The following is a 26,671-nucleotide window of genomic DNA, read 5'->3' as shown; positions in this document are numbered from 1 at the left end:
ACCGCGGCCGGTCCTGATGCAGGCCAGTCCACCACACCGGGGACCTCCCACCAAGGAACCCGCCGCCGTCCGCGCAGGCTCAGACGTCGGCGCTCCCGCGGACCCCGAGGTGCTGGAAGGAGGTGCCGTAGCGCGCACCCAGGCGCGTGATGTGGCCCTCCACCAGGCCCAGGCCCGCCTCGTTGAGGAGCGCGTCGTGGATCTGGAACGCGCGGGGGGCGCGTACGGACAGGACGAAGTCGACGACCTCGGCCAGTTTCGACCACGGTGCGTGCACCGGGACCAGGAGCGTCTCGACGCCGATCCCGTCCGGCACGATCAGCGAGTCACCCGGATGATAGACGGATTCGTCGATGAGGTAGCCCACGTTGGCGATCACGGGGATCAGGGGGTGGATCAGGGCGTGCTGTCCGCCGAAGGTCCGCACCCTGAACCCGGCCGCGAGGAACTCCTCGCCCCCGGTCACGGGATGGATCCGCTCCCCGGCGGCGTCCCCCAGGCCCTCCCGCACGGAGTCGACGACGGCCTGCGGGGCCCAGACCTCCACCGAGGGGTCCGCCGCGAGGACCGCGACGACGCGGTCGACGGCGATGTGGTCGGGGTGCTCGTGCGTCACGAGGACGGCACCGGCCCCCGCGAGGGCCTCCTCCACCTCGGAGAACGTCCCGGGATCGACCACCAGGACCGACCCGTCCTGCTCGAGCCTCACGCACGAATGGGAGTACTTGGTCAGCAGCATCGACTCAGACTACCCCGGCCCGCGCTGATAATCTTGACCCTGATCCCGGGCACGCGAGCCCGCGGGAAGGGCAGGACATGACCCCTGAGACGACCTCCGAGGCAGGAACGAGGCCGGGCACGGCCGCACCCCCCCGCAGGGGGTCCGAGCAGCGCGTGACGCGGCAGCGACGTGCCGTGAGCGCCGCCCTCGACGCGCTGGACGACTTCGTGAGCACGCAGGAACTCCACCGCGTGCTCCATGAGCGCGGCGAGTCGGTCTCGCTCGCCACTGCCTACCGCATCCTCCAGTCGATGGCCGACGACGGCCTCGTGGACGTCCTGCGCAACGGGGACAACGAAGCGGTCTACCGGCGATGCGCCGTGGACCACCACCACCACCACCTGCTCTGCAGGAACTGCGGGCGGGCCGTGGAGATCGAGGCACCGGCCGTCGAGCAGTGGGCCGTCCGCATCGCGGCGGAGCACGGATTCACGGACGCCGCCCACACGGTCGAGATCCAGGGCCTGTGCCCGGAATGCACGGCGCTGCGGGCTCGGTCCTGAGCCCGCGCCCGACCCCGCACAGGCATCCTTCCTGCGCAACGCCCGCCGGTCCGCCGGTGATGTCGGTCCGGCCGACTAGGCTGGCCGGGTGATGTCCTCCGACAGTTCCGCCCCCGCCGTACCGGTACCTGGCACGGCCGGCTCCGCTGCCGTCCACGAGCTCGTCGACGCCCTGCGCAGCTACCGCAATGCCGAGACGTCCATGCGCGGCCAGAGCAGGGAGTCCATGCACCTCGGCAGGACCGACATGGCTGCGCTGCGCCTCATGCTGCGCGCCGGCCAGGCCGGACGCCCGCTCAGTGCCGCGGAACTCGCGAGGGAGCTCGGGATCTCGTCGGCTGCCACGACGGTTCTCATCGACCGCCTCGAGAAGAGCGGCCACGCCGAACGACGCCGGAGCGCCACGGACGGGCGGGCCGTCGAGGTCTGGCCGACCCCGACAGCGGAGCACGAGGTGCGGTCGACCATGGGGACGATGCACGAGCGGATGATGCGGATCGCCGCAGCCCTGTCACCGGAGGACAGCGCCACCATCCACCGCTTCCTCGGCGACCTCGGGCAGGCGATGGCGGGACTCGATCTCCCGGAGGCGGGAGCGGACGCCCCTGCCCGTGAGGCGCCGGCCCTGCCGCGGGCCGGACAGACGATTACCTAGGTAGATTGACTACTAGATGATCTAGGATAAAGGCATGGACCATTCTGAGGCGCGACAGGGAGCGGGATACTGGTACCCCCCGGCCGGCGAGGGCAGCGCCCGGCAGGCGGCCAGCGGCGTCGACGTCCTGAACGCGCTCCGGGCCTACCGGACCGTGGAGACCGGCGTCCGCCGCCGGCTCGGCCAGTGGCTCAGCGTGAACGAGACGGACCTCGGGGCCCTGCGCTACCTCCTCGGTGTGTGGCAGACGGGCGATGGGGCCAGCCCCAAGGACCTGGCGCTCGCCCTCGGGATCTCGAGCGCATCGACCACCCTCGTCATCGACCGGCTCGAGAAGGCCGGCTTCATCCGGCGCCGCCGCCACCCCGTCGACCGCCGCGCGGTGATCCTCGAACCCGGGGACCGGGCCACGGAGGAGTTCCGGTCCGCCTTCGACATCGAGAAGCGCGGCGTCCTGGCCGCCGTCGAGAGCCTCACGAGCGAGGAGACCGAGACGGTCACCCGCTTCCTGCGCAGCATGGAACAGGCGATCGGGGACGCCGTCCGCCTGCCGGGTCACGGCAGCGACAGCCGGACCCCGGCGTCCCCCTAGGCAGGGACGCCCGCGGCTCGCCCCGAACCGATCCCCCCGCCCGTGCGGCGCGCGGACCGGCGTGATCCGATCAGGCGGCACGCGAGGTAGATGGCGAAGGAGATCGTCGTCACGTACGGGCTGATCGGGATGCGCCCCCCGAGCGCGAGCAGGATCCCGCCCACCACCGAGGTGCACGCGAACACCACGCTGAGCAGCACGACGACGCCGGGTGCCGACGAGACCTTCAGCGCGGCCGCCGCGGGCGTGATCAGCAGGGCCAGGACGAGCAGGGCCCCGACCACCTGGATGGACAGCGCCACGGAGATCCCGAGCAGCACCATGAACAGGATCGACAGTCCCCGCACCGGGACCCCCCGGGCCTCCGCGAGATCCGGATCGGCGCTCGCGAACGTCAGCGGGCGCCAGATCGCGGCGAGGGCGAGCATGACGACGACGGCGCACCCCACGAGCAGGTTCAGCTGGACGTCGTCGACCGAGACGATCTGCCCGGTCAGGAGCCCGAACTTGTTGGCGGCCCGTCCTTCGTAGAGGGCGAGGAACAGGATGCCGAGGCCGAGGCCGAAGGGCATGACGACCCCGATGATCGAGTTGCGGTCGCGTGCCCGGATGCCCATGAGCCCGAGGACGAGCGCGGCGAGGACGGAGCCGACGAGCGAGCCGGCCACCACGTTCGCTCCGACGAGCAGCGCGAACGCCGCGCCCGCGAAGGACAGCTCGGCGATGCCGTGGACCGCGAAGGCGAGATCGCGCATCACGACGAACGTGCCGATGAGCCCGCCGAGCAGGCCGAGCACCGCTCCGGCGATCAGCGAGTTCCGGACCAGGGGCAGCAGCTGGGCGTAGTTGTCGAACGTGAAGACGGCGTCGACGATGTCGCGGAGGTCCACGGCCTACGACCCCTCGTGATGGTGGCCCGCGCCGTCGGGCGCTCCGACGACGATGATCCTGCCGTTGCTGTGCAGCACGTCGACGGGGCTGCCGTAGAGATCGGAGAGCACGTCGCTCGTCATGACCTCGGCGGGGCTTCCCACCCTGAACCTGCCGTCCGCGAGGTACAGCACGCGGTCCACGTAGTCGATCACGGGATTGATCTCGTGGGTCACGAAGACCACGGCGCTGTTCCTCTCGTGGCACTGCCGGTTGATGAGCGAACTCACGGCCTGCTGATGGTTCAGGTCCAGCGAGAGCAGGGGCTCGTCGCACAGGAGGACGGCCGGGTCCGTGGCGAGCGCCTGCGCGGCCCGGAGGCGCTGCTGCTCGCCCCCCGAGAGGAGGCCGACGGGCGCGTCCGCGTAGGAGGTGGCCCCGACGTCGTGCAGGAGCCCGTCCACGTGCCGGCGGTAGCCGCGGTCCCTGAAGCGGAGACCCCAGCGGTGCCCGTCCACCCCGAGACCCACGAGGTCGCGGGCCCTCAGCGGGGTCTCGGGCGGGAAGGACTTCTGCTGCGGGATGTACCCGAGCGCCCGGCTGCCGCGGGTGATGGGCCCGCCGGCGATGGTCGCGGTGCCGGAGTCGAGCGGCTGCAGTCCCAGCAGGACCTTCAGGAAGCTCGTCTTGCCCGAGCCGTTGGGCCCGAGGACGGCGAAGAACTCGCCGGGCGTGATGTCGAGGTCCAGCCCCTCCCACAGGGTCCGGCTGCCGAAGGACAGCGTCGCGCCGCGCAGGCTGATCACCGGCCCGGCATCCGTTCCCCCGGAGGGGGCGGACGCCGCGCGGGGCACTGTCGAGGTCATGCGGAGCGGCTTCCAGTTCGTCGTGATGCGGGAGGTGGGGCAGGATGCAGGGGTGGTGCGCCGGTCAGGACCGGAGGGCGACTTCGATGCTGTCCGTGTTCGCCGCCATCCAGCTCACGTAGTCCTCGCCGTCGGGCAGGGTCTCGGTGAACTCGACGACGGGCAGGCCTGCCTCCTCGGCGACGGATCGGACGGCCTCGGTCTGCGCTCCTTCGGTCTGGCCATTGTAGGCAAGGAAAGCGAGGCTGCCACCCGCGACGAGCCTCTTCATCTCGTCGAGCGCCGCCACGGGGACGTCGGACTCCTCCTCGATCGCGTCGACGAAGCCCTCCGGTGTCGCGTCCCCGAGGCCGGCAGCCTCCAGGAGATACGCGGGGACGGGCTCGGTCACCGCGACCTCCACGCCGTCGGGCCCGTGCTCCGACGCCAGTGCGTCCAGCCGGTCCTGGACGGGGCGGAGCTCCTCTGCGAAGGCGTCCGCGCGCTGGCGGTACGCATCGGCGTTGGGCGCGTCCAGCCGGGCGAGCTCGTCCGCGACCGCCTGCGCGAGCGTCGTCATGGCAGTCAGGTCGTACCAGACGTGCTCGTTGAAGGACCCGTGGCCGTGCTCCTCCTCATCGGCATGCTCCTCCTCACCGGCGTGCTCGTCCCCGGCGCCGTCGGGCTCCTCGAGACCGGAGAGCTCAACCACGTTGAGCACCGTCCCGACGCCGGCCTCGTCCGCGAGGCGCCCGAGGAAGGCGTCGTATCCTCCGCCGTTCTCGATCACGAGGTCCGCCTCCGAGACGGACAGCTTGTCCTGCACCGTCGGCTCGTACGAGTGCGGGTCCTGGCTCAGGCTGTCCACGATCGGGGTGACTCGGACGTCGTCGCCGCCCACCGCGGCAGCGATGTCCCCGTACACGCTGGTAGCGGTGACGACCGTGATCGCGGCATCGCCGGAGGAACCCGCCTGGCCGGTCGCGGCGTCGGACCCGCCGTCTCCGCAGGCGGCGAGGCCGAGCGCCGAGACGGCTATCAGGGCTGGGAACACGAGACGGCGGGAGACGGGCATCAGGGGACCTCGATGTGACTATTGAGAATTGTTCAGGTTAGCGCTTCGAGCATAGCCCAGACGCGAACCATTCGCATTTCCTCGGGGCCGGTCAGGAGGCCACGGGAGCGTCGGGCCCGCCGATGCCCTCGCCCGACCTCCGCGCGCCCTGGTTCTGCGTGGCGTCGCGGATCTCTCCGATGAGCTGCTCGATCACGTCCTCGAGGAAGAGCACGCCGCGCGTGGAACCGTCCGGCCCGAGGACGCGGGCCAGGTGGGAACCGGTGCGCTGCATCACGGTCAGGGCGTCCTCGATCTCGTCGTGGAGCGACAGGTTGGCGAGCGTGCGGACCTTGTTCTCGGTGATGGGCCGCCGGTACATGGCCTGCGGCATCGACATGATGTCCTTCAGGTGCATGTAGCCGGTGAGGTTGCCGCGCTCGTCCACCATGACGAACCGGGAGAACCCGGTGCGGCCGACGGCGCGCTCGAAGTCCTCCGGCGTGGCGTCGGTGCGGACGGTCACGAGTTCGCTCAGGGGCACCATCGTGGTCTCGGCCGTCTGCCCGGAGAATTCCAGCGCACCGGTGATGAGGCCCGACTCGTCGTCCACGAGCCCGCTCTTCGTCGACTCCTCGACGATGGACTGCACCTCCTCCAGCGTGAAGGTCGAGGACACCTCGTCCTTCGGCTCCACGCGGAGCGCGCGGAGGATGTGGTTCGCGGCCCAGTTCAGCGACGAGATCACCGGGTGGACGACTCGCGCGATCATCACGAGCGGCGGCGCCAGGAGCAGCGCGGCCTTGTCCGCGACGGACACCGAGATGTTCTTCGGCACCATCTCGCCGAAGGTCACGTGCAGGAACGTCACCAGGAGCAGCGCGATGGCGAACGCGACGCCGCCTGCGAGGCCCTCGGGGATGCCGACCGCTTCCAGCGGCACCACGAGCAGGTGGTGGATGGCCGGCTCCGCGACCTGCAGGATCAGGAGCGAGCAGACCGTGATGCCGAGCTGCGCGCAGGCGAGCATCAGCGACACGTGCTCCATGGCCCAGATGGTGGTCTTCGCGCGCTTGGACCCCGTCTCGGCCAGGGGCTCGATCTGGCTGCGGCGCGCGGACATGATCGCGAATTCCGCGCCGACGAAGAAGGCGTTGCCGGCCAGGAGGACGATCAGCCAGACGATTCCCGCCCAGTCGCTCATCGGGAGTCCTTCCGGTAGGCGGTGCTGCCGGCGAAGGCGTGACCGGTGGTCGATTCGGCGCCCGAGGAACCCCGGGGCACGGGCTGGTGCTCGGGCACGACGGCGCTCTCGTCACCGCGCTCGGGTGCGGGTGCGGGTGCGGGTGCGGGACGGAACTGGAGCCGGTCGATGCGCCGTCCGTCCATGCGTTCGACGGTCAGGGTACCGGCGGCGACCTCGACGGTGTCCCCGGGAGCTGCGACCCGGCCGAGCTCGGCCAGGACGAACCCGGCGACGGTCTCGTAGCCGGCCTCGTCCGGCACCACGAGGCCGGGGATCTGCAGGGTGACCTCGTCGGGCCGCATGAGACCGGAGAAGTACCAGTCCCCCGCGGCGCTCTGCAGCACGCCCAGTTTCAGCTTGTCGTGCTCGTCCGCGACCTCGCCGACGATCTCCTCGACGAGATCCTCGAGCGTGGCGACGCCGGCGGTGCCCCCGTATTCGTCGAGCACGACGGCGAGCTGGAGGTTCGCCTCACGCAGTTCGCTGAGGAGGGAGTCGAGGTGCACCGTCTCGGGGACGCGCAGGACGTCGGTCATGATCGTGCCCGCCGGCAGGTCGGCGCGCTTGTGGCGCGGGACCGCGACGGCCTTCTTGACGTGGACCACGCCGCGGATGTCGTCCGCGGAGTCGCCGATCAGGGGGAACCGCGAGAAGCCGGTGCGACGCGCGGCCTCGACGACGTCGGCCACGGTCTGGTCCGAGTCGATCACCTCCATGCGGATGCGCGGGGTCATGACGTCGGCCGCCGTCCGCTCGGAGAAGCTGAAGGTGCGGGCCAGGAAGTTCGCGGTGCCCTGGTCCAGCGTGCCCATCTCGGCGGATCGACGCACGAGCGAGGAGAGTTCCGACGGCGTCCGCGCGCCGGAGATCTCCTCCTTCGCCTCGAGCCCGAAGATGTTGAGGACCCGGTTGGAGAACCCGTTCAGCACGAGGATGGCGGGCTTGAAGACGGCGGTGAACATCAGTTGGGGGCGGGCCAGCGCCCTGCCCACCCTGAAGGGCAGCGAGATGGAGAGGTTCTTGGGGACCAGCTCGCCGATGAGCATGGACAGCAGGGTCGCGAAGGCCATGGCGATGATCAGCGATGCGGAGGCGACCAGGGCCTCCGAGAGACCGAGCGCGGCAAGCGGCGTCTCGAGGAGCTTGCCGACCGAGGGTTCCATGACATACCCGGTCAGCAGCGTGGTCAGCGTGATGCCCAACTGGCAGCTGGAGAGCTGGGTCGAGAGGGACTTGAGGCAGCGCAGCAGGGGCACGGCCTTCGTGTCCCCCTCGTCCACCGCACGCTGGACATAGGTCTGGTCGAGGGCCACGAGGGCGAATTCCACGGCCACGAAGAAGCCCGTGCCGAGGATGAGGAGCAGGCCGGCGGCCAGGTAGATCCATTCCACCGCTACGTCCACTCCCCGATCAGCGCAGGTCGGGGGCGCAGCGGTCCGCGTTTGAGGGGGTCCGCGGCGTCCGACGGGAGGGGCGGCGCGCCGCCCTCGCCGGAACCTGCGTCGGCGGGTCCTGCGGCAACGGGTCCGGGTACGGGATGGGCGAGAGGAGAGGGTGCGCCGGCGTCGAGCCGGCCCCTGGAAGGACTGTCCATAAGGCTCCCAGTTTACGGGCTGGACCCGCGTCCGCCAGATGGAATCGGCGCGGCGCTCCCGGCCTCTTCGCTCTCAGCGCAATGGCAGCCCGGGCACGGCCTGCCCGAGCCGGCGCCACCCCTACCAGCTCTGCGGGAGCGGGCGGCCCTCCTCGTAGCCCGCGGCGGACTGCACGCCGACCACCGCGCGGTCGCGGAACTCGGCCAGCGACGCCGCGCCGGCGTAGGTCATCGAGCTGCGGACACCCGCGGTGATCATGTCGATCAGGTCCTCGACGCCGGGGCGTGCCGGGTCGAGGTACATCTTCGAGGTGGAGATCCCCTCCTCGAACAGGCCCTTGCGGGCGCGGGCGTAGACGTCGTCGCGCCGGGTCCGGTTCTGCACGGCGCGGGCGGAGGCCATGCCGAAGCTCTCCTTGTACCGGCGTCCGCTGCTGTCCGTCTGGAGGTCGCCCGGGCTCTCGTACGTCCCGGCGAACCAGGAGCCGATCATGACCTGGCTGGCACCGGCGGCGAGGGCGAGGGCGACGTCGCGCGGGTACCGGACGCCGCCGTCGGCCCACACGTGGGCGCCGAGCTCCGCGGCCGCCTGGGCGCACTCGTGGACGGCGGAGAACTGCGGGCGGCCGACGGCCGTCATCATGCGCGTGGTGCACATGGCGCCGGGGCCCACGCCCACCTTGACGATCGACGCCCCGGCGGCGACGAGGTCGCGCACGCCCTCGGCGCTGACCACGTTCCCCGCCACGATCGGCACCGTCGGGTCCAGGCCGCGCACGACGGCGAGTGCGTCGAGCATCTTCCGCTGGTGGCCGTGGGCCGTGTCGACGACGAGGACGTCGACGCCGGCGTCGAGCAGTGCCCCCGCCTTCGCCTCGACGTCGCCGTTGATGCCCACGGCGGCCGCGACGCGCAGCCTGCCCGCGGTGTCCACGGCGGGCTCGTAGATGGTGGAGCGGAGCGCCCCCGTCCGGGTGATGACGCCCTGCAGTGCGCCGTCGCGCACCACGGGCGCGAGGGAGATGCGGGAGCCGTCGAGGTCCTCGAAGGCCTTCTGGAGCGCTGCCGCGGGATCGGCGTCGAACATGGACGCCTCGAAGGCGGCGGGTGCGGGGCGCATCACCGACTCCAGCGACGCGAAGCGGTCCACCTCCTCGCAGTCGTCGGCGTCGACCACGCCGACGCAGACGCCGGCGTCGTCGGTGACGAGGACCGCCCCGTGCGCCCGCTTGTGCATGAGGTGCAGCGCGTCCACCACGGTGTTGCCGGGATGCAGCCGCAGCGGCGTCTCGAAGACGGGGTGGCGCTCCTTCACCCACGAGGTGACCTCGGCGATGACCTCGGCGGGGACGTCCTGGGGCAGGACCCCGATGCCCCCGCGCCGCGCGACGGTCTCGACCATGCGCCGCCCCGTCACGGCCGTCATGTTGGCGACGACGAGCGGGATCGTGGTGCCCGTGCCGTCCTCCGAGGACAGGTCGACGTCGAAACGGGAGATGACCTCGGACGCGGAGGGCACGAGGAACACGTCCGAGTAGGTGAGGTCGGTGGTGGGCGGGTTGATGAAGCGCATGGTTCTCCCTTGATAGACAGCCGCAAGGAGTCTAGTGGGTCCCGGCCCGTCTGATTGGATTGTTCCTTCGTCGTGTCACTACACTTGGACAGGGTCCAGACACGGCTTAGCGCCGATCTTGCCGACCGCACCGCGCTCAGGGCAATTTACGGAAGAGGCGTATACCAAGTGCCAGAACAGACCAGCCACCGTCTACCTGATGAATTCGGCGGGAACGAGTGGCTTGTTGACGAGCTCTACGAGCAGTTCCAGAAGGACCGTCACTCGGTCGACCGCAAGTGGTGGGACCTCTTCGACTCGTTCGACGCCGAGGGCACGTCCGGCAATGGCGCCGGCCGGACCTCCGACGCTCCGGCCGCGACTCCCCCTGCCGCGAAGCCCGCCGCTCCCGCGCCCGCCAGCCCTCCGTCGGTCGCCCCGGCGGCGACGAGTCCCCGGACGCCGGACGTGCCGGCCGTGCGGACCGAGGCCGCCGCACCGAAGGCCTCCGGGGAGTCCCCTGCAAGCACCCAGCAGAGCGGCAGGCCCCCCGTCGCCAACGAGCCGGCGAAGAAGCCGGAGTCCTCGCGCGAGGACAAGCCCGCAGCGAAGCCCATCCCCGCCCAGCTTCCCGCCTCGGACCGCAGCGCCGAGATGGACGAGAACAAGGTCAGCGTGCTGCGCGGCCCGGCGAAGGCGATCTCCACGAACATGGAGGCCAGCCTCAGCGTCCCCACCGCGACGAGCGTCCGCGCCATCCCCGCGAAACTGCTCATCGACAACCGCGTCGTCATCAACAGCAACCTCGCCCGCGCCCGCGGCGGCAAGGTGTCCTTCACCCACCTGATCGGGTACGCGATCATCCGGGCGCTCGCCCAGTTCCCCTCACAGAACGTCTACTACGACGTCATCGACGGCAAGCCCTCCGCCGTGCAGCCCGCCCACGTGAACTTCGGCCTGGCGATCGACATGCCGAAGCCGGACGGCACGCGCTCGCTCGTGGTGCCGAACATCAAGAAGGCCGAGACCATGAACTTCTCGGAGTTCTGGCACGCCTACGAGGACCTCGTGAAGAAGGCCCGCGCCGGCAAGCTCGGCGCGGACGACTACGCCGGCACCACGGTGTCCCTGACCAACCCCGGCGGCATCGGCACCGTGCACTCCGTGCCGCGGCTGTCCAGGGGACAGGCCTGCATCATCGGTGCGGGCGCCCTCGAGTACCCGGCCGAGTTCCAGGGCTCCAGCGAGAAGACGCTCGCCAAGCACGCCATCAGCAAGACCATCACGCTGACCTCGACCTACGACCACCGCGTGATCCAGGGCGCGGGCAGCGGCGAGTTCCTTCGCATCATCCACCAGCTGCTGCTGGGCGAGCAGAACTTCTACGACGAGATCTTCGAGTCGCTGCGCATCCCGTACGAGCCCGTGCGCTGGAGTGCGGACATCCAGGTCGACCCGATGGACCAGATCAACAAGGTCGCCCGGATCCAGCAGCTCATCCACGCGTACCGCGTGCGAGGGCACCTCATGGCGGACACCAACCCCCTCGAGTACGTGCAGCGCAAGCACGCGGACCTCGACATCCGCACCCACGGCCTGACCCTGTGGGACCTGGACCGCGAGTGGCCCACGGGCGGCTTCGGCGGCCAGCCGTCACTGAAGTTCCGCGACATGCTCGGCGTCCTCCGCGACGCCTACTGCCGCACCACGGGCATCGAGTACATGCACCTGCAGGACCCGGGTGAGCGCCAGTGGTTCCAGGACGAGCTGGAGCACCCGTACTCCAAGCCCAGCCGCGAGGAGCAGCTGCGCATCCTGCACAAGCTGAACTCCGCGGAGGCCTTCGAGACGTTCCTGCAGACGAAGTTCGTCGGCCAGAAACGCTTCTCCCTCGAGGGCGGCGAATCGCTGATCCCGCTGCTCGACGCCGTCATCTCCGGTGCGGCCGACGACGGCCTCGACGAGGTCGCGATCGGCATGGCGCACCGCGGCCGCCTCAACGTCCTCACCAACATCGCCGGCAAGACCTACGCCCAGGTCTTCCGTGAATTCGAGGGCACGCAGGATCCGCGTTCCGTCCAGGGGTCCGGCGACGTCAAGTACCACCTCGGCACCGAGGGGACGTTCACGTCCGACGCCGGCAACGAGACGAAGGTCTACCTCGCCGCGAACCCGTCCCACCTCGAGGCCGTCGACCCCGTGCTGGAGGGCATCGTCCGCGCCAAGCAGGACCTCCTCGACCAGGGCGAGACCTTCCCCGTCCTGCCGATCCTCATCCACGGCGATGCTGCCTTCGCGGGCCAGGGCGTCGTGGCGGAGACCCTGAACCTCTCGCAGCTGCGCGGCTACCGCACGGGCGGCACCATCCACGTGATCGTGAACAACCAGGTCGGCTTCACCACGAGCCCGACGTCGTCGCGCTCCTCCGTGTACTCCACGGACGTCGCGAAGATGGTCCAGGCACCCGTGTTCCACGTGAACGGCGACGACCCCGAGGCCGTGGTCCGCGTGGCCCAGATGGCGTACCAGTTCCGCCAGCGGTTCAACAAGGACGTCGTCATCGACATGGTCTGCTACCGCCGTCGCGGCCACAACGAGGGCGACGATCCGTCGATGACGCAGCCCATGATGTACAACCTGATCGAGGCCAAGCGGTCGGTGAGGAAGCTGTACACCGAGGCGCTGATCGGCCGCGGCGACATCACGCAGGAGGAAGCCGAGCAGGCGCTGCGCGACTACCAGGAGCGCCTCGAGCGCGTCTTCGCCGAGACCCACGCGGCCCAGACCTCGCCGATCCCCGTCGTCGCCAAGGATCCCCGGGCGGTCTCGGACCTCGAGCGGCCCTATGCGCAGCAGTCCGACAGCGACGCCGCCGCTGCGCCGCGGACCGCGATCAGCACGGAGACCCTGGCGCACATCGGGGCCGCCCACACGGCGATCCCGGACAGCTTCACGGTCCACCCGAAGCTCAAGGCGCTGCTCGAGAAGCGGGAGCAGATGTCCCGCGAAGGCGGGATCGACTGGGGCTTCGGCGAGATCGCGGCCTTCGGATCGCTCCTCATGGAGGGCGTCCCCGTCCGGCTCGCCGGCCAGGACTCCCGGCGCGGCACGTTCGTGCAGCGGCACGCCGTCTTCCACGACCGCGCGACGGGGCACGAGTGGCTGCCGCTCGACGACCTCAGCGAGGGCCAGGCCAAGTTCTGGGTCTACGACTCCCTGCTGAGCGAATATGCGGCCATGGGCTTCGAGTACGGCTACTCGGTGGAGCGTCCCGACGCCCTCGTCATCTGGGAAGCGCAGTTCGGCGACTTCGTCAACGGCGCGCAGACCATCATCGACGAGTTCATCAGTTCGGCGGAGCAGAAGTGGGGACAGCGGTCGTCGCTGGTCCTCATGCTGCCCCACGGCTACGAGGGCCAGGGCCCCGACCACTCGTCCGCGCGCATCGAACGCTTCCTGCAGATGTGCGCCGAGGAGAACATGGTCGTCGCCAACCCGAGCAACGCGGCCTCCCACTTCCACCTGCTGCGTCGGCACGCGTACACGCGTCCGAGGAAGCCGCTGGTCATCTTCACCCCCAAGCAGCTCCTCCGCCTCAAGGCGGCGGCGAGCTCGGTGGAGGACTTCACTCAGGGCAGCTTCCAGCCCGTCATCCCCGACACGCTCGAGACGCCCGGGAGGGACGTCGAGCGGGTGATCCTCGTGTCCGGCCGGCTCTACTACGACCTGCTGGCCTCGCGCCAGAAGCTCGACGACGGCAGGACCGCCATCGTGCGCGTGGAGCAGCTCTACCCGCTGCCGCTCGAGGAGATCAGGGCCGCCCTGGACACCTACCCCGGTGCGGAGATCGTCTGGGCGCAGGACGAGCCGGCCAACCAGGGGCCGTGGCCCTTCATCGGGCTCAACCTCCCGCAGGAACTCGACCGGCCCCTCCGGCTCGCGTCCCGCCCCGCGTCGGCCTCCACGGCGACCGGTTCCGCCAAGAACCACGCGAAGGAGCAGGAGCTCCTGATCCGGAAGGCCTTCGGCCGGGAACAGTAAGCCATCAGTATGATGTCAGGTGGGGTCCAGGCCCCACCCGATGTCTTTAAGGGCCTCCCACCGGCGTGCCCGGCAGCCCCGCCCCATCCGACGAGCACACCGAGGAACCAGTGGAACAACGCAGAATCCGGCTAGCAGCAGTGGGCGACGAACTCCTCGCAGGGCTCGGTGATCCGAGGGCGCTCGGCTGGCTCGGTCGCGTGATGGCGCGGACCAGGCCCGACAACGCGTCCGTCGAGGCCTACAGCCTGGCCGCCCCAGGGGAGGGGACGGAGGCGCTGGCGAACCGCTGGCTGCAGGAAGTGGGACGCCGCTTCGCCGACGGCTTCGACAACCGCCTCGTGATCGGCCTGTCCGACCGCGACCTCGACCTCGAACTGTCCACGGCGAGGAGCCGCCTGAACCTCGCGAACATCCTCGACGGAGCGTCGCAGATGAGCGTCAAGGTGCTGGTGGTCGGCCCTCCCCCGGGCCTCGACGCCGAGCGCAACCGGCGCCTCGCCGACCTCTCCGCGGCCTTCGGCGACGTCACCACGCGCCGCAAGCACGTCTTCGTCGACACCTTCACCCCACTGCTCGCCCACGAGCAGTGGCGCCACGACCTCGCCGCGAACGGCGGGACGCCGGGCCAGGCCGGGTACGGCCTGATGGCGTGGCTGGTGCTGCACCGCGGCTGGTTCCAGTGGCTGGAAGTGCCCGCGCCAGAGTAAGGCACACGCGAACTGGAAGGCCCCGGGACACGCTGTCCACGGGGTCTTTTTCAGTCTTCAGCAGCCTTATGTTTCGGCGAAGTAACGAATGGGTTATCAGTGCTTCACTGAGTGTCCGGAGGCAACGATCCTTGGCTATGCTGACCGGATGTGATTGCCGTCACGGCTGCAATCCATCCTGTGGGACCTGTCTGCGTCCCTCGCGCCAAGCACAGTAAGGACTATCGAATGCGTAATAAGCGCACAATGACGCTCGCCGCACTGTCCATCGGGACGCTCATGCTGAGCGCCTGTGGATCAGCGGGCGGTACGGCCGGGACCCCGGCCTCCGAGAGCGCCGAGGAGAACCTGGCCTCGACGATCAATATCGCGATCAGCCAGGCTCCCACCGGGTACAACGGCAACACGGCCGCCACGAACTCCGTCTACAACACGTATGTGGACAACCTGACCTCGGGTGGATTCGCCGCCTTCACGGCCGCGGGCAAGCTCGAGGCGAACCCCGACTTCGGCTCGTACGAGAAGGTCAGCGACGACCCGCTCACGGTCAAATACACCATCGACGAGGATGCCGTGTGGTCCGACGGCGTGCCGATCGACTACGACGACGTCCTGCTGGCCTGGGCCGCCCTGTCGGGCACGCACCCGAGCGGCGAGAAGGATCCCGAGACGGGCGCCGAGTCCGATCTCTTCCAGGCGGCCTCCACGAACGGCTTCGCCCTGATGGACATGATCGAGGGCGAGCCCGGCGACAAGGAGTTCGAGGTCGTCTTCACGGAGCCCTACGCCGACTGGGAAGCCCTCCTCACCCCGGGCGTCTTCATGCCCGCGCACATCGCGGCCGAGCAGGGCGGACTGTCGCCGGAAGGCGACGGCGCCGAGCTGGTCGACGCCATCAAGGCCACCGATACCGCGGCGCTCAAGCCCGTGGCCGAGTTCTGGAACACCGGCTGGGACTACGAAGTGGACCTGCCGACCCTTCCGGACACGGCGATCCTGCCCTCCTCCGGCCCGTACAAGCTGGACAACGCGACCAACGGCACCCTGACGCTCGTGAAGAACGACAAGTACTGGGGCGAGGAGCGCGCGGGCAAGACCGACACGCTCGTCTTCAAGACCATCGTCGACGAGGAGGCCGTCCAGGCCCTCGAGAACGGCGACGTCGACGTCATCGACCCCTCCAGCCCGACCGTCGACACCAAGGCTGCCCTCGAGCAGATCGGCGAGACCGTCACGGTCGACACCGGGACGTCGCTGACCTTCTCGCACATCGACCTCGACCAGCGCCCCGGCGCCGTCTTCGAGGACGTCTTGGTCCGTCAGGCCTTCAACGCCTGCACGCCCCGTGCCGACATGGTCGACAAGTTCGTGACCCCCATCGACCCCGAGGGGACGGTCATGAACCTGCGCGAGTACCAGCCCGGGCAGCCCGACTACGACACCGTGCTCGACGGTGCTCCCGCCGCGCAGGGTGACGGCACCGCGGACATCGACGGCGCCAAGGAACTCCTCGCCGACGCCGGCAAGACCGAGCCCGTCAAGGTCTCGCTGATGTACGCGTCCACCAGCCAGCTGCGCGCCGACATGGTGGCACTCATCAAGGACTCGTGCGACAAGGCCGGCTTCGAGGTCATCCCCCAGCCCGAGCCCGAATGGTCCTCCAAGCTCTCCGAGCCCGGAGCCTGGGACGCGGTGCTCTTCGGCTGGGCCGGATCGGGCCTGGTCGCCTCCGGTGAGTCGATCTACGTCTCGGGAGGCGAGCAGAACTTCGGCGGCTACGCCGACGAGGAGGTCGATCGCCTCTGGAGCGAGATCGTCACGAGCACCGACGAGGAGAAGGTCGTGCCCCTGAAGACCGAGCTCGAGCAGCGCCTCGCCGAGACGCAGTACAACGTGGTGCTCTACGCGAACGCCGACATCATCGGGTCCTCCTCGAAGCTCCAGGGCGTCGAGATGAACCCGACGCAGACCGGTATCACCTGGAACGCCTACAGCTGGACGAAGCAGAACTGATTGCAGGCTTCCAGCTGACGCATGAGGACGGGCAGGCCCGCGGGCCTGCCCGTCCCTGTGCCGGGCACTGCTTCAGTCTGCACCGTCTCCAAGGAGCCCCACGTGTTCTACTTCATCGCCAAACGAACGGTCATCTCGTTCTTCATCATGCTCGCAGCCACTACGCTGATGTACTTCCTCACCATCTCGTCGGGCGATCCCTTCGAGGACCTCGGTGAGACCAGCGGCCCCGAGAAGGCCGCAACCATCGCCGCCCGCACGGCGGCGATGAACCTGGATGTCCCACCCATCCCCCGCTACTTCCTCTGGCTGCAGGACGTCGGCCACTGCCTCGTCCCCGGCGGCGTGAGCTGCACGCTCGGCCTGGACCGCTCCGGCGCGGCCGTCCTCCCGCAGCTCGAGAACGCGATGGGTTCGACGCTGCGCCTCGTCGTCGTGGCGACGGTCCTCGCCCTCGTGCTCGGCGTGATCGTCGGGATCGTGACGGCGATCCGCCAGTACAGCACCTTCGACTACTCGGTCACCTTCATCTCGTTCCTGCTGTTCTCGCTGCCCCTGTTCTGGCTCTCCACCCTGCTCAAGCAGTACCTGGCGATCGACCTCAACACCTGGCTGGCGGATCCTCGGTTCTCCTACCTCACGATCGCCCTGATAGGGGTGATCGCCGGCGTCATCTGGGCGATCGTCGTCGGCGGTGACCGCCGGCGGCGCCTGATCACCTTCGGCATCGCTGCCACGACCACCGCCGTCGCGCTCTTCCTCCTCCTCGTCACCGGCTGGTTCGTCAGCCCGGGCCTCGGCGTCGTCGGCATGCTGGTCTCCGCCGCGGGCGTCGCCGTCCTGTGGACGGCCCTCCTCGCAGGCTTCCGCCGTCGGCGTGTCCTGCACGCGGCCCTCGCTGCCGCCGGCGTCGGCTTCCTCGGTTACCTCGCCTCCCTCCTCCTGCTCGATGATCCGAACTGGTTCATCGTGCTGGCGCTCGTGGCCGTCACCGCGGTGCTCGCCTACGTCGTCGCCGGCGTGGTCGGCGGGCCGTTCCGCGCCCAGGCCGCGAAGATCGGGGCCGTGGTCGCTGTGTCGGTGAGCCTCCTGATCGTCCTCGACCGCCTCCTCCAGGCCTACCCGACACTCTCGGCGAAGGCGGGCGGGCGGCCCATCCCCACCACCGGCTCGCAGTCGGCCAACCTGGAGGGCACGTTCTGGGAGATCAACCTCGACTACGCGCTGCACCTGATCCTGCCGACCATCGCGCTGACGCTCATCTCCTTCGCCACGTACACCCGGTACACGAGGGCCAGCCAGCTCGACGTCATGAACCAGGACTACATCCGCACCGCGCGGGCCAAGGGCCTCAGCGAGCGGACCGTCCTCGTCAAGCACGCGTTCCGCAACGCGATGATCCCGATCACCACGCTCATGGCGTTCGACTTCGCGGGCGTCCTCGGCGGCGCCGTCATCACGGAGCAGGTCTTCGGCTGGAACGGCATGGGCAAGATGTTCGTGGACGGCATCGGCCACGTGGATCCCGGGCCGGTCATGGCCTTCTTCCTCGTCGTCGGCACCGCCGCCGTGCTGTTCAACATGCTCGCCGACATCGCCTACGCGTTCCTCGACCCGCGCATCACCCTGAGCTAGGACCCGATCATGAGCAATCACCAGAACCCGCGGGACGATTCCCGCCCGTCGGTCGAATTGTCCGAGCTGACCCTGCAGAGCCAGGACACGGACATCGCCACGGCCATCCCCACCCGGGAGCAGACGGACCGCATCCGCACGACCGAGGCGAAGAGCCAGGGACGCCTCATCCGGGAACGCTTCTTCCGGCACAAGGGAGCACTGGCGGGCATCGCGCTGCTCGTGCTGATCTTCCTCCTCGCGTTCACCTCGATCGGTTTCGCAGGCATCCCCGGCTGGTGGAACAAGGACTACGACGTCCTCGCGGACCGGTTCAACGAGGGCAAGCCCACCCTGACCCTGTGGCCGTTCAGCCTCGGCGAGCACCCGTTCGGCCAGGACGTGCTGGGCCGCGACTACTTCGCACTGACCATGCGCGGCATCCAGACCTCGCTGATCATCGCGTTCATCGTCGGGATCGTGGCCATGGTCATCGGTACCACGGTAGGCGCCGTGGCCGGCTACTTCCGCGGCTGGACCGAGGCATTCCTCATGCGCATCACCGACGTCGTCATCACCATCCCCACCGTCGTCATCGCGGCCGCGGTCGCGGGCATCGTCGCCAAGCACGGCATCATCCCCTTCGCGGTGTTCCTCGGCCTCGTCACCTGGACCGGCCTGGCACGCCTGGTCCGCGGCGAGTTCCTCTCCCTGCGCGAGAAGGAGTTCGTCGAGTCGGCGAAGTCGGTCGGGGCGAGCTCGGCACGCATCATCTTCCGCCACATCCTGCCGAACACCGTCGGCGTGATCATCGTCTCGACGACCCTCGCCATCTCCGGGGCCATCCTCCTCGAGACCGCCCTGAGCTACCTCGGCCTCGGCGTCACGGCGCCGGACACCTCCCTCGGCAAGGCCATCAACGACAACCGCTCCGCCCTCACGGTCCGGCCGTGGCTGTTCCTGTGGCCCGGCGCCTTCATCATCGGCATCGCCCTCGCCGTCAACTTCATCGGTGACGGCCTGCGCGACGCGTTCGATCCCAAGCAGACAAGGGTGAAGCAGTAATGAGTTCCAGCACCGTCACCATCTCGGACGAGCAAGCACCCCCCGCCAACGGACCGATCCTCGCGGTCCGGGGCCTCGGTGTCGACTTCAGCGTCGACAACGAGTGGGTCATGGCAGCCGAAGACGTCTCCTACGAGATCCACCCCGGCGAGATCCTCGCGATCGTCGGAGAATCCGGCTCCGGCAAGAGCATGTCCTCGATGGCCCTGCTCGGGCTGCTCCCCCGCAACGGGCGCTCGCACGGCAGCGCGAAGATGCTGGGCAAGGAACTCATCGGCGCCTCGCAGGGCACGCTCCGGCGCGTGCGCGGCAACGAGATCGCCATGATCTTCCAGGAGCCCATGACCGCCCTGAACCCGGTGCTGACCGTCGGCGAGCAGATCCGCGAAGCCGTCGAGCAGCACACCGAACTCTCCCCCGCGCAGGCGAAGAAGCGAGCCGTCGAGCTCCTCCGCATGGTGGAGATCCCGGAGCCGGAGCGCCGCTACGACAACTTCCCGCACCAGTTCTCGGGGGGCCAGCGGCAGCGCGCCATGATCGCCATCGCGCTGGCCAACGATCCCATGCTCCTCATCGCCGACGAGCCGACGACAGCGCTCGACGTCACCGTGCAGGCCGAGGTCCTGGACCTGCTGCGCAAGCTCAACAAGCGGCTCAACAGTGCCGTGCTCCTCATCACCCACGACATGGGAGTGGTCGCCGACCTCGCGGACCACGTCGTCGTGATGGAACGCGGCCGGATCGTCGAGGCGGCGCCGACGGCGCAGCTGTTCGCGGCACCGGCCGAGGCCTACACCCGGCAGCTCCTGGGGTCCGTGCCGCACCTGGGCTCGAAGGTCGGCGGCGTCCTCACCGACGTCGAAGTGGTCGACGGGCACCTGAGCATCCACGAGGAGTACGCCGCAGCCGCCGTGCGTGCGCAGGAAACGCACGCCGCCTCCGGCGTCGTGCCCGCGCTCGAACTGACGGACGTCGACATCGAGTACCCGGGGCGCTTCCGCCAGCCGCCTTTCAAGGCGGTCTCGGGTGTCTCTCTCACCATCAACCCGGGCGAGGTCCTGGGCCTGGTCGGGGAGTCGGGCTCGGGCAAGTCGACGATCGCCCGCGCCGTCACCGGGCTGATCAGGACATCCGGGGGCAGGGTGAGGATCGGCGGCACCGACATCACGGAGCTCAGCGCCCGCCAGCTCATGCCGCTGCGCAAGCGCTTCGCGATCGTGTTCCAGGACCCCGCGGCGTCCCTCAACCCGCGCCTGTCGATCGGCGAGAGCATCGGCGAGCCGCTGTTCCTGCACGAGAAGCTGGGCCGCGCGGACCTGGACAGGCGCGTCGCATCGCTGCTGGAGGACGTGCAGCTGCCGGTCGCCTTCCGCAACCGGTACCCGCACGAGCTCTCGGGGGGCCAGCGCCAGCGCGTGGGGATCGCCCGTGCGCTGTCGCTCCAGCCCGACCTCCTCGTCGCCGACGAGCCGACCTCGGCCCTGGACGTCTCCGTGCAGGCCAAGGTCCTCGACCTGCTGCAGGAACTCCAGCGGGAACGGGGCTTCGCCTGCCTGTTCGTCAGCCACGACCTCGCCGTCGTCGAGCTCCTCGCGAGCCACATCGCGGTGCTGAACAAGGGCGTGCTCGTGGAGCAGGGCAGCACCGAGCAGATCCTGAAGTACCCGCGCGATCCGTACACCCGCCGCCTGCTGGCAGCGGCACCGGTGCCCGATCCGGCGGAGCAGTCGCTCCGGCGCGAGCAGCGCGCGGCGATCCTGGCGGCAGGCGTGTCCGAGTAGCTCCAGCCGGCACGGGCTGCACGACGACGAAGGACCCCTCCGTGCGGAGGGGTCCTTCGTCGTCCCGAGGTCGTCGTGGGGCGCTCAGTGCCGGAAGACGATCTTCCCGAACACGTCGCCGTCGAGCATCCGCCCGAACCCCTCGGCGGCGTCCTCCAGGGGGAGGACGGCGTCGATGACCGGCCGCACACCCGTGGCGACCAGGAATCGCGTCAGGCGGACCAGTTCGTCCCGGGTTCCCATGGTGGAGCCCAGCACGCGCAGCTGCAGGAAGAACACCCGGTTGAGGTCCGCCGAAGGGGCCGGCCCGCTCGTCGCGCCGCACGTGACCACGGTGCCGCCCGGCACGAGGGACTTCAGGGAGTGGGCCCACGTCGCCTCGCCCACGGAGTCGAAGACGGCGTCGACGCGCTCCGGCAGGCGAGCACCGGCGTCGAATGCCTGCTCGGCGCCCAGCTCGAGGGCCCGCTGCCGCTTCTGTCCGCTGCGGCTCGTCGCCCACACCCGGTAGCCCGCGGCCGAGGCGAGCGCGATGACGGCCGAGGCGACGCCTCCTCCCGCGCCCTGGACGAGCACCGTGGAACCGGGCGCCGCGGGCGAGACCGTGAACAGCATGCGGTACGCGGTCAGCCACGCCGTGGGCAGGCAGGCCGCTTCCTCGAAGGACAGCTCCGCCGGCTTCGGCACGAGGTTGCGCTCGGGAACCCAGACGTAATCGGCCATCGTGCCGGGGTGGCGCTCCGAGAGCAGGGACCGCCTGGGATCGAGGGTCTCGTCACCACCCCATCCGTCCGAGGAGAGGACGCCGTGCACGATCACCTCGTTGCCGTCGTCGTCGATCCCCGCGGCGTCGCACCCGAGGACCATCGGCAGCCGCTCCCCGGGCAGTCCGACGCCCTTCAGCGACCACAGGTCGTGGTGGTTCAGGCAGGAGGCCACCACCTTCACCCGGACGAAGCCCTCGGGTGCGGCGGGCACGTCCAGGTCACCGACGGTGAGGCCGGCGAGGGGTGCGTCCGCGGACTGGGTTGCGGCATAGACGGCGCGCATGCATGAGCTCCTTCGGTGACGGATGGTCCCCCAATCCTAGGCGGCGGGTTGTTTAGGTGCCGCCCGGCGCGTGTGGGAGACTGGGATGCAGTTCTGCACGACTGCAGTGCCTGAAAGAAGAAGGAGGCAGCCATGAGCAAGCGAGCACGCAAGCGTCGCGACCGGAAGCGTGGAGGCGCGAACCACGGTAAGCGCCCCAACACCTGAGTCCAGGCGTAAGGAGCATCCCCCGGGGATGCAGACGAAGAACCTCCGGTCCCTGAAGGGACCGGAGGTTCTTCGTGTATCCGGCTGGGTCCTTGCCGGCGGTGTCAGTGGTCCACGGTCTTGAGGTGGCTGATCCGGTCCAGGATGCTCGCCTTGAGGGTCGACGGCGCGACCTCCGTGCAGGACCGCTTCACGACGGACCGGATGACGCACTCGAGATCGTGCTCCTCCGCGCACTGCGGGCAGTCGTTGAGGTGGTCCTTGATCTCCACGAGGTCCTGGTGGGACAGCGCACCGTCCAGGTACTCGTACAGCCGTTCGATCCTGGCATCAGGGCAGCCGCCCATGTTCCCGCAATCGCTCATTTTTCCATCTCCTGTTCCTTGCCCTCCGCGCCCGCTGCGACCTTGGACTTCGCGCCAGCTCCAGTGCTGACGCCCAGCCCGCGGTCGCGCGCATACTCCGCGAGGTGTTCGCGGAGCAGCTTGCGGCCGCGGTGCAACCGGGACATGACGGTCCCGATGGGCGTGTTCATGATTTCCGAAATCTCCTTGTACGCGAAGCCCTCGACATCCGAGAAGTACACGGCAAGCCTGAATTCCTCGGGGATCGCCTGCAGGGCGTCCTTGACGTCCGAGTCGGGCAGATGGTCGAGCGCCTCGACCTCGGCCGAGCGCAGCCCCAGGGAGGTGTGCTCGGCGGCCTTGGCGAGCTGCCAGTCCTCGATGGTGTCCGAGTGCGACTGCAGGGGCTCGCGCTGCCTCTTCCGATACAGGTTGATGTAGGTGTTCGTCAGGATGCGGTACAGCCACGCCTTCAGGTTGGTGCCCGGCTTGTACTGGTGGAAGGCCGAGAACGCCTTGGTGTAGGCCTCCTGCACCAGGTCCTCCGCATCGCTGGGGTTGCGTGCCATGCGCATCGCGGCCGAATAGAGCTGGTCGACATACTGCATGGCATCGCGCTCGAAGCGCGCCTTGCGATCGGCTTCCGACTCCGTCGACACGTCCAACTGTGCATCTTCTGCCGGGCTGCTGCCTGCGGGGGCTGTGGTATCCATCGAGCCAAAGTCTACGCGCCCCTGCCGCCGCGGCCCCGTGCCGCCGGGGCCCGGGATCGACGTCGACAACTGGAAGTCCGGTCTTTCGACCGTCGCAATCCGTGCACCTGTCATCTGCGCATCCCCTCTACCGTTCCGCTGTCCGTCACCCCTGTTCCAACCCCTCCGCGCACCCTCTTATTCCTGTGCTGTTTCCTCCTCCGCAGCCGCAACCTCACACCCCGGCCCGCGCGCGGATCGTCCCCGGTGGTCCGGCATGCAAAACTAGAGCCAGCGTGCTTCGTACTCGAGAACCCGACGTCCGGCGACCCCGCCGGCAACCAGGAGGCAGTCATGACCCTTGTCCGCGTAGTAGCCCGACCCCTGATCGCCAGCAGCTTCGTCGTGAGCGGCATCGACCGACTCCGCACGGCGGGCGCCACCGCCCCGCAGCTCAAGCCCGTCCTCACGGGCGTCGCGAAGGTCGTCCCCTCGGCCAGCGCCATCACCGGCAACGAGAAGCTCGTGGGCCAGGTCCTCGGCGCCACCCAGGTCGGCGCCGCCCTCCTGCTGGGCATCGGCCGGTTCTCCCGGCTGGCGGCACTCCTGCTGACCGTCACCACCACCGTGAACGCGCTCGTCGACTACCGGTCCGCGGACGCCTCGAGCCCCGAGGGCAAGAAGGCCCGCCGCTCGCAGCTGCTCAAGAACCTCTCCCTCATCGGCGCCGTCCTGCTCGCAGCCGTCGACACCAACGGACGCCCCGGCATCGCCTGGCGCGCCGAGCACTTCGCGACAGGTGCGAAGAAGAGCGCCGCGGGCCTCAGCAAGGACGCCCGGAAGCAGCTGCTGAAGGCAGACAAGGCCGTCCGCAGGACCGCGTCCGACGTCGTCGGTTCCTAAGCTCCGTGGCAGTGTCATCAGGCGGGGCGCCCCGGACCGCATGGAGGGCGCCCCGCCTGACCCGTCCCGTGGACGCCGCCCTCTCGGTTCCCGGCTCCAAGTCCCTCACCAACCGTTATCTGGTGCTCGCCGCCCTCGCCGACGGCCCGTCGCGCCTGCGCCGGCCCCTGCACTCCCGTGACTCCGCCCTCATGGTCGCGGCCCTGCGGTCGCTCGGCGCCCTCATCGAGGAGGTCCCCGGCGACGGCGACTTCGGCCCTGACCTCCTGGTGACGCCGCTGCCCTCCGGCGGGCAGGGATCCCGAACGGTGGACTGCGGTCTCGCGGGCACCGTCATGCGCTTCGTCCCCCCGCTCGCGGGCCTGGTCCGCGGCACCACCACCTTCGACGGCGATCCGCACGCCCGGCGACGCCCCATGGGCAGCATCATCGACGCCCTGCGCGGCCTCGGCATCGCGGTCGACGACGACGGGGCCGGGTCCCTGCCCTTCTCCGTGCAGGGTGAGGGCCGCGTGCGCGGTGGACACCTGGTCATCGACGCCTCCGCGTCCTCGCAGTTCGTGTCCGCGCTCCTGCTCGTCGGTGCGCGCTTCGCCGACGGCCTGCACCTCGAGCATGTCGGCAGACCCGTGCCCAGCCTCGACCACATCCGCATGACCGTCGCGGCCCTGCGCGCCCTGGGTGTCGCCGTCGACGACTCCGTCCCCGACCACTGGCGCGTCTCCCCCGGCCCGATCGCCGCGTTCGACGTCGCCGTCGAACCCGATCTCTCCAACGCCGGTCCCTTCCTCGCCGCCGCCGTCGTGACGGGCGGCACCGTCCGCGTGCGGAACTGGCCCGAGGGCACCACGCAGGTCGGCGACGCCTGGCGGCGCATCCTGCCACTGATGGGCGCCACCGCGAGCCTCGACGGCGGGGTGCTCACCGTCACCGGCGGGGCGTCGATCGCCGGCGGGACCTTCGCCGACACCTCCGAGCTCGCCCCCACGGTCGCTGCGCTCTGCGCCCTGGCGACCACGCCGTCGACCCTCACCGGCATCGCCCACCTCCGCGGCCACGAGACGGACCGGCTCGCGGCACTCGTCGCCGAGATCAACGGCCTCGGCGGGGACGCGGAGGAGACGGCCGACGGCCTCGTCATCCGGCCCGCCCCCCTCCACGGGGGCCTGTTCAGCACGTACGAGGACCACCGGATGGCGACCGCGGGTGCGATCATCGGCCTCGCCGTGGACGGCGTCGAGGTCGAGAACATCGCCACCACGGCCAAGACGATGCCCGAGTTCCCCGACCTGTGGGCGGCCCTCGCACGGAGCGCGGACCGGCCGTCCTCCACCCCCTCCGGAGCCCGGGCGTGAGCGAGGCCGGCAACCGCCGCGGATCGCGGTCCTGGGACGAGTCCGATGTGCGCATCCGCCCGAACAAGAAGGGGACGCGCCCGCGGACCAAGAACCGCCCCGCGTACGACGACGCCGTGACGGGGCGCGTCGTCACGGTCGACCGCGGGCGCTACACCACGGTGGTCGACGAGGACACGCCCGACGAACGGACCGTCGTCGCCGCGCGGGCCCGCGAACTGCGCCGCAGCGCCGTCGTCGCCGGCGACCTCGTGGCCCTCGTCGGCGATCTCTCGGGCGGCCCCGACTCCCTCGCGCGCCTCGTACGGATCGAGGAGCGGACGACTGTCCTGCGCAGGAGCGCCGACGACACCGACCCTGTGGAGCGCGTGGTCGTCGCCAACGCCGACCAGCTCGTGATCGTCGTGGCGGCCGCCAATCCCGAACCGAGGACGGGCTTCATCGACCGCGCGCTCGTCGCCGCGTACGACGCCGGCATCGAGCCCCTCCTGTGCATCACCAAGGCCGACCTGCGCGACCCCGCACCCCTGCTCGCCAACTACGAGCACCTGGATCTGCGCGTCATCGTCAGCCGGACGGACGAGGCCGTGGGCATCGAGGCCACCTCCGACGACGGCGACTCCGCGCGCCTGTACTCCGCTGCGGTCGACGCCCTGAGGGAGGAGCTCGACGGCCAGGTGAGCGTGCTGCTCGGGCATTCCGGCGTCGGCAAGTCCACCATGGTCAACGCCCTGACGGGTTCCACGCGCGCCACGGGCGGCGTGAACGCGGTGACGGGCAGGGGACGGCACACGTCGTCGTCCGCGCTCGCGCTGAAGGCCGCCGACGCCGCGCCCGGCACCTGGATCATCGACACGCCCGGCATCCGGTCCTTCGGGCTCGCTCACGTGGAGCCCGACCGCATCCTCAACGCCTTCCCCGACCTCGAGCCCGGGACCGAGCGCTGCGAGCGGGGCTGCCGGCACGACGGTGACGCCGTCGGGTGCGGACTGGACAGCTACGTGGCCGAGGGGCTGGCGGGCGAGTCCGGGCCCGTCCGGCTCGCCTCCCTGCGGCGCCTGCTCGGCGCCGGTATCGCCGACGCGCGAGGCAGCTCACACGACGCCAAGGAACTCGGACACCAGTGATCGGGCCCATCACTGGTAGGGTTGATCCTGTTGTTGTTTGCGCATTACATCTCTAAGCCTTGACCCTCCACCCGGAG

23 protein-coding genes are annotated in these 26,671 nt (G+C 69.8%); 13 read left to right on the top strand and 10 right to left on the bottom strand.

The genetic code is table 11. The features are described from left to right. Positions 1 to 79 precede the first annotated feature (79 nt). Positions 80 to 739, bottom strand: coding sequence for an MBL fold metallo-hydrolase (locus ACX80P_RS00230; protein ID WP_459276024.1), 660 nt, complete (start codon positions 737 to 739; stop codon positions 80 to 82). A gap of 77 nt (positions 740 to 816) precedes the next feature. On the opposite strand from ACX80P_RS00230, the gene ACX80P_RS00225 reads away from it, so the two are divergent. The 3 genes from ACX80P_RS00225 (at position 817) to ACX80P_RS00215 (ending at position 2,531) form a co-directional block, all read left to right on the top strand. After that, positions 817 to 1,284: a Fur family transcriptional regulator gene (locus ACX80P_RS00225; protein ID WP_459276023.1), complete on the top strand. Its 468-nt coding sequence runs from the start codon at positions 817 to 819 to the stop codon at positions 1,282 to 1,284. Positions 1,285 to 1,375: 91 nt separating this feature from the next. Continuing rightward, on the top strand, positions 1,376 to 1,939 hold the full coding sequence (locus tag ACX80P_RS00220; protein ID WP_459276022.1) for a MarR family winged helix-turn-helix transcriptional regulator: 564 nt from the start codon (positions 1,376 to 1,378) through the stop codon (positions 1,937 to 1,939). 34 nt (positions 1,940 to 1,973) lie between these two features. Further along, the gene (locus ACX80P_RS00215; RefSeq protein ID WP_459276021.1) at positions 1,974 to 2,531 is read left to right on the top strand and encodes a MarR family winged helix-turn-helix transcriptional regulator; all 558 of its coding nucleotides are present in this window, start codon (positions 1,974 to 1,976) and stop codon (positions 2,529 to 2,531) included. Here ACX80P_RS00215 and ACX80P_RS00210 read toward each other — a convergent pair. The 6 genes from ACX80P_RS00210 to guaB1 all read right to left on the bottom strand — a co-directional run bounded on the left by ACX80P_RS00210 (position 2,528) and on the right by guaB1 (position 9,713). Then, complete coding sequence (locus tag ACX80P_RS00210; RefSeq protein WP_459276020.1) at positions 2,528 to 3,421, bottom strand: metal ABC transporter permease; 894 nt, start codon at positions 3,419 to 3,421, stop codon at positions 2,528 to 2,530. The two genes, ACX80P_RS00215 and ACX80P_RS00210, sit on opposite strands and share 4 nt — an antisense overlap. Before the next feature lie 3 nt (positions 3,422 to 3,424). Beyond that, positions 3,425 to 4,267, bottom strand: a complete 843-nt coding sequence (locus tag ACX80P_RS00205; RefSeq protein WP_459276019.1) for a metal ABC transporter ATP-binding protein — start codon at positions 4,265 to 4,267, stop codon at positions 3,425 to 3,427. 64 nt (positions 4,268 to 4,331) lie between these two features. After that, positions 4,332 to 5,321, bottom strand: a complete 990-nt coding sequence (locus ACX80P_RS00200) for a metal ABC transporter solute-binding protein, Zn/Mn family (protein ID WP_459276018.1) — start codon at positions 5,319 to 5,321, stop codon at positions 4,332 to 4,334. 91 nt (positions 5,322 to 5,412) lie between these two features. Further along, entirely contained in the window at positions 5,413 to 6,504 is a 1,092-nt protein-coding gene (locus ACX80P_RS00195) for a hemolysin family protein (RefSeq protein ID WP_459276017.1), read from the bottom strand. Then, positions 6,501 to 7,937 (bottom strand): hemolysin family protein, encoded by a 1,437-nt coding sequence (locus ACX80P_RS00190; protein ID WP_459276016.1) that lies wholly within the window; start codon positions 7,935 to 7,937, stop codon positions 6,501 to 6,503. The genes ACX80P_RS00195 and ACX80P_RS00190 overlap by 4 nt, the downstream gene beginning before the upstream one ends. 324 nt (positions 7,938 to 8,261) lie before the next feature. Then, positions 8,262 to 9,713: a GMP reductase gene (gene guaB1, locus ACX80P_RS00185; RefSeq protein WP_459276015.1), complete on the bottom strand. Its 1,452-nt coding sequence runs from the start codon at positions 9,711 to 9,713 to the stop codon at positions 8,262 to 8,264. Positions 9,714 to 9,881: 168 nt separating this feature from the next. On the opposite strand from guaB1, the gene ACX80P_RS00180 reads away from it, so the two are divergent. The 6 genes from ACX80P_RS00180 (at position 9,882) to ACX80P_RS00155 (ending at position 20,916) form a co-directional block, all read left to right on the top strand. Then, the gene (locus ACX80P_RS00180; protein ID WP_459276013.1) at positions 9,882 to 13,733 is read left to right on the top strand and encodes a multifunctional oxoglutarate decarboxylase/oxoglutarate dehydrogenase thiamine pyrophosphate-binding subunit/dihydrolipoyllysine-residue succinyltransferase subunit; all 3,852 of its coding nucleotides are present in this window, start codon (positions 9,882 to 9,884) and stop codon (positions 13,731 to 13,733) included. Positions 13,734 to 13,843: 110 nt separating this feature from the next. Next, positions 13,844 to 14,443, top strand: a complete 600-nt coding sequence (locus ACX80P_RS00175) for a GDSL-type esterase/lipase family protein (protein ID WP_459276012.1) — start codon at positions 13,844 to 13,846, stop codon at positions 14,441 to 14,443. Positions 14,444 to 14,671: 228 nt separating this feature from the next. Further along, positions 14,672 to 16,456 carry an ABC transporter family substrate-binding protein gene (locus ACX80P_RS00170; protein ID WP_459276011.1) on the top strand — a complete coding sequence of 595 codons (1,785 nt, stop codon included), beginning with the start codon at positions 14,672 to 14,674 and terminating at the stop codon, positions 16,454 to 16,456. 102 nt (positions 16,457 to 16,558) lie between these two features. Next, the gene (locus ACX80P_RS00165; RefSeq protein ID WP_459276009.1) at positions 16,559 to 18,091 is read left to right on the top strand and encodes an ABC transporter permease; all 1,533 of its coding nucleotides are present in this window, start codon (positions 16,559 to 16,561) and stop codon (positions 18,089 to 18,091) included. 9 nt (positions 18,092 to 18,100) lie between these two features. After that, positions 18,101 to 19,135, top strand: a complete 1,035-nt coding sequence (locus tag ACX80P_RS00160; RefSeq protein WP_459276007.1) for an ABC transporter permease — start codon at positions 18,101 to 18,103, stop codon at positions 19,133 to 19,135. Next, positions 19,135 to 20,916, top strand: coding sequence for an ABC transporter ATP-binding protein (locus ACX80P_RS00155; RefSeq protein ID WP_459276005.1), 1,782 nt, complete (start codon positions 19,135 to 19,137; stop codon positions 20,914 to 20,916). The genes ACX80P_RS00160 and ACX80P_RS00155 overlap by 1 nt, the downstream gene beginning before the upstream one ends. Positions 20,917 to 21,000: 84 nt before the next feature. Here the strand turns inward: ACX80P_RS00155 and ACX80P_RS00150 are convergent, their stop codons facing one another. Then, the gene (locus ACX80P_RS00150; RefSeq protein WP_459276003.1) at positions 21,001 to 21,966 is read right to left on the bottom strand and encodes a zinc-binding dehydrogenase; all 966 of its coding nucleotides are present in this window, start codon (positions 21,964 to 21,966) and stop codon (positions 21,001 to 21,003) included. A 132-nt stretch (positions 21,967 to 22,098) separates the two neighbouring features. Here ACX80P_RS00150 and ACX80P_RS00145 point away from each other — a divergent pair, with 132 nt between their 5' ends. After that, complete coding sequence (locus ACX80P_RS00145; RefSeq protein ID WP_369299106.1) at positions 22,099 to 22,173, top strand: 50S ribosomal protein bL37; 75 nt, start codon at positions 22,099 to 22,101, stop codon at positions 22,171 to 22,173. Between the two features lie 104 nt (positions 22,174 to 22,277). On the opposite strand, the gene rsrA is transcribed toward ACX80P_RS00145, so the two are convergent. Together rsrA and ACX80P_RS00135 are read right to left on the bottom strand one after the other, a co-directional pair. After that, positions 22,278 to 22,538 carry a mycothiol system anti-sigma-R factor gene (rsrA, locus tag ACX80P_RS00140; RefSeq protein ID WP_459276001.1) on the bottom strand — a complete coding sequence of 87 codons (261 nt, stop codon included), beginning with the start codon at positions 22,536 to 22,538 and terminating at the stop codon, positions 22,278 to 22,280. Further along, the gene (locus ACX80P_RS00135; RefSeq protein ID WP_459275999.1) at positions 22,535 to 23,230 is read right to left on the bottom strand and encodes a sigma-70 family RNA polymerase sigma factor; all 696 of its coding nucleotides are present in this window, start codon (positions 23,228 to 23,230) and stop codon (positions 22,535 to 22,537) included. The genes rsrA and ACX80P_RS00135 overlap by 4 nt, the downstream gene beginning before the upstream one ends. A 333-nt stretch (positions 23,231 to 23,563) precedes the next feature. Between ACX80P_RS00135 and ACX80P_RS00130 the strand changes: the two genes are divergently transcribed. Genes ACX80P_RS00130 through rsgA form a run of 3 tightly spaced genes read left to right on the top strand, consistent with a single transcriptional unit; the run spans position 23,564 to position 26,594 of the window. Then, the gene (locus tag ACX80P_RS00130) at positions 23,564 to 24,112 is read left to right on the top strand and encodes a DoxX family protein (protein WP_459275997.1); all 549 of its coding nucleotides are present in this window, start codon (positions 23,564 to 23,566) and stop codon (positions 24,110 to 24,112) included. Between the two features lie 11 nt (positions 24,113 to 24,123). Then, positions 24,124 to 25,467: a 3-phosphoshikimate 1-carboxyvinyltransferase gene (gene aroA / locus ACX80P_RS00125; protein ID WP_459275995.1), complete on the top strand. Its 1,344-nt coding sequence runs from the start codon at positions 24,124 to 24,126 to the stop codon at positions 25,465 to 25,467. Continuing rightward, on the top strand, positions 25,464 to 26,594 hold the full coding sequence (gene rsgA / locus ACX80P_RS00120; protein ID WP_459275993.1) for a ribosome small subunit-dependent GTPase A: 1,131 nt from the start codon (positions 25,464 to 25,466) through the stop codon (positions 26,592 to 26,594). Before aroA ends, rsgA begins: the two co-directional genes overlap by 4 nt. Positions 26,595 to 26,671 lie beyond the last annotated feature (77 nt).

Source organism: Arthrobacter arabinosi (assembly GCF_054511115.1).
The sequence above is the reverse complement of the archived record's forward strand: the minus strand, read 5'-3'. Positions and strand labels throughout refer to the sequence as shown.

Bases quoted from the DNA above. Each gene is read 5' to 3' on its own strand.
- ACX80P_RS00170 (WP_459276011.1), top strand. From the start codon at position 14,672: ATGCGTAATAAGCGCACAATGACGCTCGCCGCACTGTCCATCGGGACG.
- ACX80P_RS00200 (WP_459276018.1), bottom strand. From the start codon at position 5,321: ATGCCCGTCTCCCGCCGTCTCGTGTTCCCAGCCCTGATAGCCGTCTCG.
- ACX80P_RS00205 (WP_459276019.1), bottom strand. From the start codon at position 4,267: ATGACCTCGACAGTGCCCCGCGCGGCGTCCGCCCCCTCCGGGGGAACG.
- ACX80P_RS00155 (WP_459276005.1), top strand. From the start codon at position 19,135: ATGAGTTCCAGCACCGTCACCATCTCGGACGAGCAAGCACCCCCCGCC.
- ACX80P_RS00135 (WP_459275999.1), bottom strand. From the start codon at position 23,230: ATGGATACCACAGCCCCCGCAGGCAGCAGCCCGGCAGAAGATGCACAG.
- guaB1 (WP_459276015.1), bottom strand. From the start codon at position 9,713: ATGCGCTTCATCAACCCGCCCACCACCGACCTCACCTACTCGGACGTG.
- rsrA (WP_459276001.1), bottom strand. From the start codon at position 22,538: ATGAGCGATTGCGGGAACATGGGCGGCTGCCCTGATGCCAGGATCGAA.
- ACX80P_RS00225 (WP_459276023.1), top strand. From the start codon at position 817: ATGACCCCTGAGACGACCTCCGAGGCAGGAACGAGGCCGGGCACGGCC.
- ACX80P_RS00150 (WP_459276003.1), bottom strand. From the start codon at position 21,966: ATGCGCGCCGTCTATGCCGCAACCCAGTCCGCGGACGCACCCCTCGCC.
- ACX80P_RS00215 (WP_459276021.1), top strand. From the start codon at position 1,974: ATGGACCATTCTGAGGCGCGACAGGGAGCGGGATACTGGTACCCCCCG.
- ACX80P_RS00195 (WP_459276017.1), bottom strand. From the start codon at position 6,504: ATGAGCGACTGGGCGGGAATCGTCTGGCTGATCGTCCTCCTGGCCGGC.
- ACX80P_RS00160 (WP_459276007.1), top strand. From the start codon at position 18,101: ATGAGCAATCACCAGAACCCGCGGGACGATTCCCGCCCGTCGGTCGAA.
- ACX80P_RS00220 (WP_459276022.1), top strand. From the start codon at position 1,376: ATGTCCTCCGACAGTTCCGCCCCCGCCGTACCGGTACCTGGCACGGCC.
- ACX80P_RS00230 (WP_459276024.1), bottom strand. From the start codon at position 739: ATGCTGCTGACCAAGTACTCCCATTCGTGCGTGAGGCTCGAGCAGGAC.
- ACX80P_RS00130 (WP_459275997.1), top strand. From the start codon at position 23,564: ATGACCCTTGTCCGCGTAGTAGCCCGACCCCTGATCGCCAGCAGCTTC.